Below are 12,188 nucleotides of genomic sequence, written 5' to 3'. Positions count from 1 at the left end.
TTTAGGCTGACTCTTATTTTAGATGCCAACTTACTGCGGTTATATGTAACGAATAAATAAAAAAGCCGTATTTAAATTAAATGCGGCTTAGTATTTTTTACCACTGACAATTAATTTACTTATGATATCCCAAGCACGTTTCTACTTCGTTTTTAGAGCCTAATATTACCGCCACACGCTGGTGGATTGCATCGGGTTGAATATCCATAATACGCTCAGTACCCGTAGAAGCGATGCCACCTGCTTGCTCAACTAGCATAGCCATGGGGTTGGCTTCGTACAGTAAACGTAGTTTATTAGGTTTGTTTGCATCTTTGGTGTCGGTTGGGTAGGTAAATAAACCACCACGGCTAAGTACACGGTGCACATCGCCAACCATAGCGGCAATCCAGCGCATGTTAAAGTTTTTAGCACGTGGGCCGGTATCGCCAGCGAGTAAGTCATTAATATAGTTTTGCATTACTGGCTGCCAATGACGCTGGTTTGACGCATTAATGGCAAATTCGTTTGTATCAGCAGGGATAGTGGCAAAGTCTTGTGTTAGTAAAAAGCTACCTTGGGTTTTATCTAGCGTAAACATGCGCGTGCCTTTACCTGTCGTAAGTGCAAGCATAGTTGATGGGCCGTAAAGCACGTAACCTGCAGCAACTTGTTTGTGGCCTGGCTGCATAAATATACTTTGATCGGCGGCATCTGAGCCTTCTGGGGCTTCCATAATTGAAAATATAGTACCCACTAACGAGTTAATGTCAGTATTTGATGAGCCATCAAGCGGGTCAAACGCCACAATGTATTTAGCGTCTTGGTTGCCAGCTACTGTGTAATCTTCTTCTTCTGAGGCGATGGCTTTAACTGACCCAGACTCCAGTAAAATATCTTTTAAAAGCTGATTAGATAATACATCGAGCTTTTTTTGGGTTTCCCCTTGAATGTTTTCATCAAGCGTTGAGCCTAATACGCCAGAAAGCGCACCTTGGCCAACACGAAACGAAATTTCTTTACATGCTGCTAAAATGGTTCTAATTAACGATAAAAGTTCTCTAGGACAACCGTCTTCTAGTAATACTGGTGGGAGTCTACGCATTCTATTTTCCTGATAACGTGTACTAGCTAATCTAAATGTGAGAGAGATTAACTTAGTGCGCTGAATTTCGTCTTAAATACCTGTATTGTTTAAATAGCACTGTAATAATGGTGCCACCTAATCGTACTTAAAACGCCAATAACAAAGATAAGATTATGAAAAAAATACCACTAATAAGTTACATATTCTTTACTGTGCTGTGCTCTATGATAACCCAAGCGCACGCAGCAATTAAGCCTATAGATGAATTTACTGCGCAAATGAATCACTTTCCTGGGTACTTTTCGTTTTACTACGATACTCAAAACGGCAAAGTGTTTTTAAAAGTAGATAAATTAGAGCAGCAATTTTTGCTTCAGCAAAGCTTACCCTATGGAGTTGGCTCTAACGATATAGGCTTAGATAGAGGCCAACTTGGTAACACGCATTTAGTTCAGTTTGAGCGTTTTGGCGATAAAGTAATGTTGCGCGCGCTAAATACATATTATCGCGCTAATACCACTAACAAAGCTGAGCAGCAAAGTATCAAAGAGGCCTTTGCATCCAGTATTTTAGCGGGCTTTAAAGTGGTAGCGCAAAGCGAAAAAACGCTCCTGATTGATTACACACCTTATTTATTAAGCGATGTACACGGGGTAAGCCGTACGCTTGCAACGCGCAAGCAAGGCAGCTTTAGCCTTGATGAATCACGCAGCGCTGTATATATGAATCGCTCAAAAGCGTTTGTAAAAAACACCGAGCTTGAAGCAGTATTAACGTTTAAGGGCACTAAACCAGGTAAATTTGTGCGCCAAGTAAGCGCCGATGCATACGCACTTACTGTACATATGCACCACTCACTTATTAAATTACCTGATGATAAATACACGCCACGTAAATTTGACCCGCAATCAGGGTATTGGAGCATTGAGCACAAAGACTATGCAGCCCCCCTTGGTGAATCTATGTTTGTGCGCTATATACCGCGTCATCGCTTAGCTAAAAAAGATCCAAGTTTACCGATTAGTGAACCCGTAGAGCCCATTACTTACTACCTAGATCCTGGCGTTCCTGAGCCGGTTAAAAGCGCGTTACTTGAAGGCGGTAAGTGGTGGAATGATGCCTTTAGCGCAGCAGGCTATAAAAACGCATTTAAAGTCAAAGTATTGCCGAGCAATGCTGATCCTATGGATATTCGCTATAACGTTATTCAGTGGGTACACCGTGCTACACGCGGATGGTCTTACGGAAGCTCTGTTATAGACCCTCGTACCGGCGAAATACTCAAAGGGCATGTAACACTTGGCTCATTGCGTGTACGCCAAGATATTTTAATTGCAGAAGCCCTCGGTGCGCCTTATTTAAAAGGTAACGAGGTGGCTAAAAATTTACAGGCAATGGCACTTGATAGGATTCGCCAGTTAAGTGCACACGAAATTGGCCATACGCTGGGCATTGCACATAACTTTGCAGCCTCGGTGGGGGATAGAGCGTCAGTTATGGATTACCCGCACCCACTACTTGGCTTTAACGAGCAAGGCGAGCTTGATGTAACCCGCGGCTATGCAAGCGGTATGGGCGTATGGGATACCCAAGTTATTAAATATGGTTACAGCGACTTTACTCATCAAGATGAAAGTGCTGAGCTTGCAGCAATATTAAAAGAGAACAAAACGAAGGGCCTTGAGTTTATATCTGATAGCGACGCACGCGCAAAGGGCGGGGCACACCCTACAGCGCACTTATGGGATAACGGTACTAACCCAACGCAAGAGTTACTTAGAGTGCTTGATGTACGTAAAAAAGCGCTTTCGCAATTTGGTATTAACAACATTAAAACGGGCGATGCACTCTCGCAGTTAGAAGAAAAACTCGTGCCGCTTTATTTATTTCATCGCTATCAAGTAGAGGCTGCAGTTAAGCTAATTGCGGGGGTTAACTACGAATACGAAACACGTAACAACTCACCTGCTAAGGGCGCACAAGTGGTTGCAAAAGCGCAGCAGCAAGCGGCGCTTAGTGCTGTTTTAACAACATTAAAACCGGCTAATTTAATTTTGCCTGAGTCGGTGTTAGCGCTTATTCCGCCAAAAGCGTATGGCGAGTCTAAATCGCGTGAAAGCATAACAGGGCGTACGGGTTTAACACTTGATGCGATGGCCTTGCCAGAAGTAGCTGCGCAGCATAGTTTATCGTTATTATTAAACCCACAGCGTTTAAATCGTTTAGCTCAACAACAAGTACGTAATTATAATTTTTACAGCTTAGATGAGCTGCTAGAGCAGCTTTACAGCCAGGTGTTTAATGTGTCATCACCTAATACAATGAAAGGCAAAATCACCCAGCGGGTGCAATTTTTAACTGCAAAAAATATGGCTGATTTAGTCACTAGTGACAAGGTAAGCCCAGAGGTGCAGGCGCAGTTACGTTTCTACTTGGTAAAATTAAGCAAAGAGTACAATCAAAACTCAATGTTAAGTAATACCAGTGTAGGAGAAAGTGCGTTTAAACAGTATTTAGCAGAGCAAATAAAACAGTTTTTAAAAGTAGGTAAGTGGCCTGAAAACTTCAGTGGTTTACCAATGCCACCGGGCTCACCAATTTAATTATATGTTTTAGTGTGTAGTGGCTACTTAACCTCAGTTCAGGTTGTTAAATAAGTAGCCACGTTGCGGTGCCTAAAAAGGCAAAAATACCGACAATATCAGTCACCGTTGTAAGTACAACACTACCGGCAAGTGCAGGGTCTATATTCATTTTTTTCAATAAAATAGGAATACATGCGCCAGCAACACCAGCCACTACGAGGTTCATAAACATTGCAAATGCGAGCACGCCGCCAAGCATAAAATCCCATTGCCAAAGCGCAATTACACTGGCTATAAGTATTGACCAAATAACCCCGTTTAATGCGCCTATCGCCAGCTCTTTAGCCATTAAAAATCGTTGGTTAGTTTGGTTAATATGGCCCACGGCAATACCGCGAATAACCAGAGTTAAAGATTGGCTACCTGCTACACCACCCATTGAGGGCACAATGCCATTGAGTACAGCTAAAATAGGTAATATATCTAAGGTGCTTTCAAAAAAGCTGGCCACAAAGGCGGCAGCTAAGGCTGTGAGTAAATTAACGCCAAGCCATACTGAGCGTTTTTTCGAGCTTTTTAAAACAGGTGCAAAGGTGTCTTCTTCATCATCAAGACCGGCAAGGCTTAATAAGCTGTGCTCTGCATCTTCACGAATAACATCAACAATATCATCAATGGTGACACGCCCAAGCAAGTGGGCGTTATCATCGACTACAGGGGCCGATATCCAGTTATGGCGCTCAAATAACTGAGCAACTTCACTTTCATCCATCGAAATAGGGATAGACTCACAGTCTTCATCCATTAAATCTTGAACAATTTTTTCAGGCGGATTAGTTAACAGTGTACTAAGTGATAATGCACCTAAAAAACAGTTATGTTTATCAACAACGTATAAATCATCGGTGCCCTCTGGCAGCTCACCGCGTAGCCTAATATAACGCAGCACAACATCAAGTGTAACGTCTGGGCGAATGGTCACCGTATCGGTGTTCATTAGCGCGCCTGCTGAGCGCTCTTGGTAAGATAAAGCTTGTGTAGCGCGTTCGCGGTCTTGCGTATCCATAGCGCTAACCACATCTTTGTACACGGTATCAGGTAGGCTACGTAGGACTTCACCTAAATCATCGTGGCCCATATCCTCAGTGGCCGCGGCAATATGCTCAGGTTCCATTTGTGCAATGATACCTAAACGTACATCTTCAGAGAGCTCTTCTAGCACATCCCCTTGCACATCTGGGTCAACCAGTTGCCAAAGCATGCGTCTAATTTTATGCGGAGAGGATTCAAGCAGCAATGCTGTATCACAAGGTGCTGTTTTTGCTAGCATGCGTCTTACTTGAACAAATTGCCCACTATTAAGTGATTTAGTCACTTGTTTTAATTGCTGTAGTGGATAGTCTTGTTCAAACGCTTCTGGCATTGGCATCCTAAATATTTTTGTGTAATGGAAAGGTGTTTAGTAAGTGGTGTTGCCCACTGTCATTTTCTTTATTTTTTGTGCTAAACCCAATGCTGGGACTAAATTAGTGTTTAAAATTAAGTAACCAAATTTAGCAGGGGCATGGCTTTATTACTCTAAATTAAAGCATTAAATTAGGCGAGTCGGAATACCCTAACTTACTAAATCTTTATAGTCTGGCCTGATAAGTCTTTAACTTATAAGGCTATGGTGCTTTAAATTATTCTTGTTCGTTAAATCGTTGTGCAATTAATTGCCCAACCGCATGCAAAGCTTGCTCTGAATCAGGGCCTTCACAGACTACTTTAACTTCTTTACCTTTACTGCTTTCAAGTAGCATTAAAGCTAATACGCTGTCGCCTGCGGCTTCTTTATCATCTTGGTGTAAGGTGATTTTAGCATCAAACTGCACAGCTAATTGCGCAAGGACCGTTGCCGCTCTGGCGTGTAAGCCTAATTTATTTTTTATTAAAAATGTGTCTTCACAGCGCATAAATTACTATACCTAAACTGAACAGGTTATTATTTTAAGGTTACTTTTCTTGCTCACGATGACGAATTTTGACATTCGGATGCGTCATAGCAAAGCTCTCACCAATGGCTTGCGCTAAATAAACCGAGCGGTGTTGACCACCAGTACAGCCTATTGCAATAGTGAGGTAACTACGGTTATTACGCTCTAAGTGTGGCAACCAAGTTTGTACAAAGGTTTGAATTTGCCAAGTGAATTTTTGCACTATGCTGTGATTTGCCAAAAAATCTTTTACTGGTTGATCAAGGCCCGTAAGCGGTTTAAGTTCAGGCTCCCAGTGGGGGTTTGGCAAAAAGCGAGCATCAAAAACATAATCAGCTTCTTTAGGTATGCCGTGTTTAAAGCCAAACGATTCAAACGTTACAATAAGTTGCTTATCTTTTTTACCCAGTATTTTTTCGCGAATTGACTCTGCTAATTGGTGCACACTTAAATCGGTGGTATCAAGCATAAAGTCAGCGCGCGTTACGAGTACATCAAGCAGTTCTTTTTCTTTTTTTATTGCTAAATCAAGCGGCAGTGAATCGATGGATAAAGGGTGTAATCTGCGTGTTTCTGAAAAACGTTTGATCAGTGTTTGATCATCACTATCTAAATAAAACAGTGTGGGTTTAGCAAAGTCAGGAAGGTACTCGAGAATATCGTTAAATTCGTCTTGTTCTTTGGGGATATTACGAACATCTATACTAACGGCTATTTTGTCATAGTTATCTGAAACACTTCGCACTAAAGAGGGCAGTAGGTTGACCGGAATATTATCTACGCAATAATAGCCTAAATCTTCAACCACGCGTAAAGCAACCGACTTACCTGAACCAGAACGGCCGCTTATGATAATTAACTCCATTTATAGCCCTTAGTATTTACTACGATTGATCAACAATTACTTGATACAGCTCTGCATCGGTTTTAGCACTACGCAGCTGTTTACAAAATTCTTTGTTGCTCAGTTTATCAGCTATGGTTGCCAGAGTCTTTAGGTGCTGTTGGTTATCGCCATCTGGTACGATGAGTGCAACAAAAATATCAACAGGGCAGTTATCAATAGCGTCAAAGTTAACAGGCGTGTCGCTAACAAGTACTAAAGCCAGCGGCTCTTCTACGCCACCCATTCTGCCATGAGGAATGGCGATCCCCCGGCCAATACCAGTACTGCCTAGCTTTTCTCTGCTTGCCAGCGCATTAAGAATATCTTGTTGTGGTAAGTAGGGGAGCTTTTCATGAGCAAGCTCACTGATAAACTCTAAAATTCTTTTTTTACTACTAAAAAGGACCGCAGCTTTGCTGCAGTCCTGGCATACTAATGTACTTAATTTCATAATATTAGTGTCTAGCAAGCTTCTCTTTATGTTTTATGACTTGACGATCGAGCTTGTCAATCAACGAGTCTATAGCGGCATACATATCTTGGTGCTCTGTTGAGGCAAATAAATCTGCGCCACTTACATGAATAGTCGCTTCTGCTTTTTGGTTGAGTTTTTCTACATCGAGAATGACATGCACATTGCTAATATGATCTGAGTGCCTTTCTAGCTTTGCAAATTTATTATTTACATAGTCTCTAAGTGAATCAGTTACTTCTACGTGACGACCAGTTAGGTTTAGTTGCATAAGCATTTCCTCTTTGTTTTTTACGTCTTATATCAAACTCTTTCTCTGATTTGACGGTGGAATAGCTAGCGATTCACGGTATTTTGCTATTGTGCGTCTAGCTACTTTAATTCCTTGCTCTGCCAATATATCCGCAATTTTACTATCACTCAATGGTTTAGCTGAGTTTTCCGCGGCAATTAGCTTTTTAATTAGGGCACGTATTGCGGTTGATGAACACTCTCCGCCGTTTTCAGTGCTTACGTGGCTTGAGAAAAAATACTTAAGCTCAAAAATACCACGTGGCGTATGCATATATTTTTGCGTAGTAACACGCGAAATTGTCGATTCATGCATTTCTACCATTTCAGCAACATCGTTTAAAACCATTGGCTTCATGGCTTCTGGGCCATGTTCAAAAAATGCCTGTTGCTGTTTTACAATACAGTTAGTTACCTTAAGTAGCGTGTCGTTTCTGCTTTCAAGGCTTTTTATAAACCATTTAGCTTCTTGTAAGTGAGAGCGAATAAACTGGCTATCACCACTTGATTTTACGGTACGAGACATAGCCGCGTACTGACTATTTACGCGTATTTTTGGCATGCTATCTGGATTTAGCTCTACCACCCAGCGGCCTTTTATTTTTTTAACCGACACATCCGGTATTACATACTCAGACTCTTCCCTTACTATTGTATCTGCAGGTTTTGGGTTGAGGGTATGTATTAGGGTCATGACCTCTTTAAGCTCGTCTTCTTTAAGCTTAGTCTTTTTCATTAATGTACGATAGTCGCGTGCCGCTAATAGATCAATGTGATCGGTTAAGATCATTTTAGTTTGTTCTATAAAAGGGGTGTCTTTATCAAACTGGTTTAGCTGAATACACAAGCACTCTTGTAAACTGCGCGCGGCTATACCTACAGGGTCAAATAACTGAATACGCTTTAAAACGGCTTCTATTTCGTCAAGTTCAACTTCAACTTCGTCATCGTTTTCTTGGTTAAAGCTTTCTAAAATTTCTTCGCAACTTAGCGTTAAAATACCCGAGTCATCTACAGCTTCTACAATGGCAATAGCAATGGCTTCGTCAGTTGGGCTAAAAGGAGTAAGCTGAAGCTGCCACATTAAATACTCATGTAGCGTTTCAGTAGAGGCACCTTGATAAATAGACTCATCTTCTGGCATTGGGCCTGAGGATGCAGCAGGGGCTGCGCTCATGTACTCATCCCAAGTTACATCCATTGCCATATCATCGCTAATGGTGTCTTTATTTAAAGCTTCGCCACTGTCTTGCTCGTACTCGCTGGTTGTATCGTCAGCCGATGCGCTTACGGTTACATCATCCGTATCTGCTTTTTGTTCATTTTTTCCAGCCGACTCTTCCGTGTAATCTTGCTCTTCTACTTCTAATAGCGGGTTGCTATCAAGTGCTTCTTGTATTTCTTGCTGGAGATCCAATGTACTGAGCTGCAGCAAGCGAATCGCTTGTTGCAATTGTGGAGTCATTGTAAGTTGCTGGCCCATGCGCAGCTGTAATGATTGCCTCATGTATCTCTAACAATCCTTTTATGTTGTTATAATTAATATTAGCAGATGCTTGTAGGTGTGGCTTAAATGTTACAGCCTAAATTGCTCGCCTAAATAAACATCGCGTACAGTTTTGTCATTTAATACGTGTTCTGGGGTGCCAGATGCAATTAGCTCCCCATGAGAAACAATGTAGGCTTTTTCACAAACATCAAGGGTTTCTCTTACATTGTGATCGGTAATTAATACGCCAATGCCACGGTTTTTAAGATGTTCTATTATTTTCTTTATATCTAACACTGAAATCGGATCAACACCAGCAAAAGGCTCATCCAATAAAATAAATTTAGGGTTCGCTGCCAGTGCTCTGGCAATTTCTACACGGCGGCGTTCACCACCAGAAAGCGCCATACCTTGGCTATCGCGAATATGCTGAATACTAAATTCATCAAGTAAGTTGTTAAGCGTTTCTTCTCGCGCGGCTTTATTGAGCTCTTTACGCGTTTCTAAAATCGCCATTAAGTTTTGATAAACTGTCAGCTTTCTAAATATTGATGACTCTTGCGGCAAATAGCCAATGCCTAAGCGGGCGCGGCTGTGCATAGGTAATAACGTAATGTCGTTATCATCAATAGAAATTTTGCCTTTGTCGCTAGGTACTAACCCTACAATCATATAAAAGGTGGTGGTTTTACCTGCGCCATTAGGGCCCAATAAGCCAACAATGCTGCCGGCTTCTACCTCAAGGCCTACATTTTTTACAACTTGGCGGCCTTTATAGCTTTTTGCTAATAGTTCTGCTTTTAAGGTGCTCATGGTTGACCTTCGTTACCTGTTTTTTCTTTAATTTTTGCTTCAACAGGCACTAAAATTGTGTGGACACGATCCGTAGAGTTTTCGTCTTTTTCTGCGCTAATAAGCTGCTGCTGCATATCGTAGGTAATACTTTTAGCATTAATTTTTTGACCGGCTTGTGCGACTTCAGCATCGCCAACAAGCGTTAAAAATCGCTTTGCTACGTCGTAACGTACTTCGTTTGCACTGGCACTCATTACAGTACCATCGTCTTGTTTTTCTTCGAAGTAGGCTGGGCTGCCAGTGGCAATAAGGAGTTGTTTGTTATCCCCTAAGTCTTCACGTTTATGTACTTCGAGTCGGTCGGCTGTAATTTTGCGATTACCATGCACAATTTCGACGTTCTTTTCAAAAATACCTACGTTTTCTTTAAGTTGGCCTTCTTGACGGTCTGCACTAATAGAAATTTGATTTGCTGGCGGTTGAGCAGCAGGCTCAGCAGCAGAGGCGCTAAATGCAAGCATTAGCGATGGGATAATAAGTATTTTAGTGAGTTTATTGGTCATAATATATTGTTCGCGTATGGTTAATTAGTTTTATTACTTCGGTTTTTAAATCGGCTTCAAGGCCTTTCCCGACAATTTTTAAATTAGGCCCAGTGACAACCACTGGTTGCTCAGAGCGCATTGTTAGCGCTTTAATGTCGACTTCGATGTTATCGGCATTGATGTTATCTATCATGGCATTATCAACTAAATTTTTAGCAACCACGTTGCCTTCTAAAATAAGTTGTTTATCTTCGTAAAGCGTTGCTTCGTCTGCATTTATTCGCCATGTTTGCTTTTCGTTATACAAGGTGAAAATAGGTTTTTCAAAAAATGTAAAACCAAGCTGTTGGTACAGCTCCATTTTAGCCGCAGTGACTTTATGGCTTATTTTACCTTGCTCGTCATAGGCTGTTTGCTTAAGCTCTATAGCGGTGTAATCGGGCTTTGCAATTACTTCAGGTTCTTGCTCTGGCGCTACATTGGTTTGGGTAAAATAAGGGTACCAAAGCCAAACCATACAGCCGATGAATAACGCACTGAGTATAACGCGTGCTGCATTCATGAACTGGTGCCTTGTGTTGTAAGCGCTATGCCGTTCTCTAGCATAAGTAAGTCTGTGAGCTCTCTAACGGCGCCAAAGCCGCCAGGCATTTGCGTAGTGTAATGCGATAAGCGCTTAATTACTGGGTGCGCATCGTTTACTGCAACGGCAAAGCCAACGCGCTCCATTACTGGCATGTCAGGGCCATCGTCGCCAATATAAGCTATTTGTTCATCAGTTAACTTTAAAGTGTTTTTGAGTTCTTGATAAGCAATAAGTTTGTCTTCTTGGCCTTGATAAATGTGCTGCACAGTTAAGCTGCTCATGCGAGTTTGTACTATTTCTGAGTGACGCCCCGTAATGACCGCAACTTCAAAACCGCTATTAATTAGCGCTTTAATGCCAAAACCATCTTTTGTATTAAATGCTTTTAATTCTTCGCCTTGGTTGCCGAGGTAAATTCGGCCATCAGAAAATACACCATCAATATCGCATATGAGTAGTTTTACTTTTTTGGCGCGTGCTTTGGCATCATCGCTTAGCGGTTGATAGAGATCTTCAAATTGCATTTATAATACTCCTGCTTTTAAGAGGTCTTGCATATTTAAGGCGCCTATTGGCTGGTTTTTATCATTGACCACAATTAAACCATTAATACGTTTGTTTTCCATTATGTTTAGGGCTTCAGCTGCAAGTATATCGGCCGTGGCAGTTGTGCATGATTTGGTCATAACCTGGCTAATAGCGGTGCTATGTATATCAACTCTTTGCTCTAAAATACGGCGTAAGTCACCGTCGGTAAAAAGGCCGGCAAGCTGTTGATTGTTATCTACAATAGCGGTCATACCCAGCCCTTTGGCTGACATTTCTATTAACGCGTCTTTAATTGTTTGCGTTACACCTATAATAGGGGTGTTTGTGCCGCTGTGCATTACATCTTTTAAAGTGAGCAACAATCGCTTACCTAAACTGCCGCCAGGGTGAGAGAGTGCAAAGTCATCGGCGGTAAAGCCGCGGGCTTCTAAAAGCGCAACCGCCATTGCATCACCCATTGCTAAAGTAGCTGTGGTGCTTGCTGTAGGCGCTAAACCTAATAAACACGCTTCTTGTTCTACTTTTATGCATACGTGCACATCGGCAAGTGTAGCCATAGTAGAAAGCGGGTTACCCGTCATAGATATTATTTTTGCACCAAGGCGTTTAAGCACCGGAATAATATTAAGTACTTCGCTGGTTTCGCCCGAGTTTGATATAAGCATAACCACGTCATTTTTGGTTATCATGCCTAAATCACCATGGCTTGCTTCGCCAGGGTGAACAAAAAAAGCAGGGCTGCCTGTACTTGCAAGGGTAGCAGCAATTTTATTACCAATATGGCCTGATTTACCCATGCCAATAACAATAATGCGGCCTTGGCAATCAAACATGAGCTGACACGCACTATGAAAGTTTTCGTCAACGTATTGTGTAATATCAGCAAGCGCTTGGCGTTCAATGTTTAATACGCGTAAACCTTGCTCTATAAAATTTAGTTGTGCCATT

At 41.8% G+C, this 12,188-nt stretch carries 13 protein-coding genes; 1 reads left to right on the top strand and 12 read right to left on the bottom strand.

Features of this window, described 5'->3' with window-relative positions:
- Positions 1-115: 115 nt before the first annotated feature.
- Positions 116-1,084 (bottom strand): class 1 fructose-bisphosphatase, encoded by a 969-nt coding sequence (locus tag CWC04_RS06345; RefSeq protein WP_138684917.1) that lies wholly within the window; start codon positions 1,082-1,084, stop codon positions 116-118.
- 155 nt (positions 1,085-1,239) lie between these two features.
- Between CWC04_RS06345 and CWC04_RS06340 the strand changes: the two genes are divergently transcribed.
- Complete coding sequence (locus CWC04_RS06340) at positions 1,240-3,669, top strand: zinc-dependent metalloprotease (protein ID WP_138684916.1); 2,430 nt, start codon at positions 1,240-1,242, stop codon at positions 3,667-3,669.
- Positions 3,670-3,715: 46 nt separating this feature from the next.
- Here CWC04_RS06340 and mgtE read toward each other — a convergent pair whose 3' ends face one another.
- The 11 genes from mgtE to CWC04_RS06285 form a co-directional block, all read right to left on the bottom strand.
- Positions 3,716-5,074 carry a magnesium transporter gene (gene mgtE / locus CWC04_RS06335; RefSeq protein ID WP_004589080.1) on the bottom strand — a complete coding sequence of 453 codons (1,359 nt, stop codon included), beginning with the start codon at positions 5,072-5,074 and terminating at the stop codon, positions 3,716-3,718.
- A gap of 259 nt (positions 5,075-5,333) precedes the next feature.
- Positions 5,334-5,606: an HPr family phosphocarrier protein gene (locus CWC04_RS06330; RefSeq protein WP_004589081.1), complete on the bottom strand. Its 273-nt coding sequence runs from the start codon at positions 5,604-5,606 to the stop codon at positions 5,334-5,336.
- A 40-nt stretch (positions 5,607-5,646) separates the two neighbouring features.
- Positions 5,647-6,492, bottom strand: coding sequence for an RNase adapter RapZ (rapZ, locus tag CWC04_RS06325; RefSeq protein WP_004589082.1), 846 nt, complete (start codon positions 6,490-6,492; stop codon positions 5,647-5,649).
- A 19-nt stretch (positions 6,493-6,511) separates the two neighbouring features.
- A complete protein-coding gene (locus tag CWC04_RS06320) occupies positions 6,512-6,964 on the bottom strand; it encodes a PTS sugar transporter subunit IIA (RefSeq protein WP_004589083.1) in 453 nt (150 codons plus the stop codon).
- A 4-nt stretch (positions 6,965-6,968) separates the two neighbouring features.
- Positions 6,969-7,256, bottom strand: a complete 288-nt coding sequence (gene hpf / locus CWC04_RS06315; RefSeq protein WP_004589084.1) for a ribosome hibernation promoting factor — start codon at positions 7,254-7,256, stop codon at positions 6,969-6,971.
- Positions 7,257-7,283: 27 nt separating this feature from the next.
- Positions 7,284-8,783 carry an RNA polymerase factor sigma-54 gene (locus CWC04_RS06310; protein WP_138684915.1) on the bottom strand — a complete coding sequence of 500 codons (1,500 nt, stop codon included), beginning with the start codon at positions 8,781-8,783 and terminating at the stop codon, positions 7,284-7,286.
- Positions 8,784-8,852: 69 nt separating this feature from the next.
- Positions 8,853-9,578 (bottom strand): LPS export ABC transporter ATP-binding protein, encoded by a 726-nt coding sequence (gene lptB, locus CWC04_RS06305; RefSeq protein ID WP_004589086.1) that lies wholly within the window; start codon positions 9,576-9,578, stop codon positions 8,853-8,855.
- Positions 9,575-10,123, bottom strand: a complete 549-nt coding sequence (gene lptA / locus CWC04_RS06300; protein ID WP_004589087.1) for a lipopolysaccharide transport periplasmic protein LptA — start codon at positions 10,121-10,123, stop codon at positions 9,575-9,577. The genes lptB and lptA overlap by 4 nt, the downstream gene beginning before the upstream one ends.
- A complete protein-coding gene (lptC, locus tag CWC04_RS06295; protein ID WP_004589088.1) occupies positions 10,113-10,667 on the bottom strand; it encodes an LPS export ABC transporter periplasmic protein LptC in 555 nt (184 codons plus the stop codon). Before lptC ends, lptA begins: the two co-directional genes overlap by 11 nt.
- Positions 10,664-11,215, bottom strand: a complete 552-nt coding sequence (gene kdsC, locus CWC04_RS06290) for a 3-deoxy-manno-octulosonate-8-phosphatase KdsC (protein ID WP_138684914.1) — start codon at positions 11,213-11,215, stop codon at positions 10,664-10,666. The genes lptC and kdsC overlap by 4 nt, the downstream gene beginning before the upstream one ends.
- Complete coding sequence (locus CWC04_RS06285) at positions 11,216-12,187, bottom strand: KpsF/GutQ family sugar-phosphate isomerase (RefSeq protein ID WP_004589090.1); 972 nt, start codon at positions 12,185-12,187, stop codon at positions 11,216-11,218.
- Between the last annotated feature and the right edge of the window lies 1 nt (position 12,188).

The organism is Pseudoalteromonas sp. S2893 (genome assembly GCF_005887105.1).
GTDB classification, from domain to species: Bacteria; Pseudomonadota; Gammaproteobacteria; order Enterobacterales; family Alteromonadaceae; genus Pseudoalteromonas; species Pseudoalteromonas atlantica.
The sequence above is the reverse complement of the archived record's forward strand: the minus strand, read 5'-3'. Positions and strand labels throughout refer to the sequence as shown.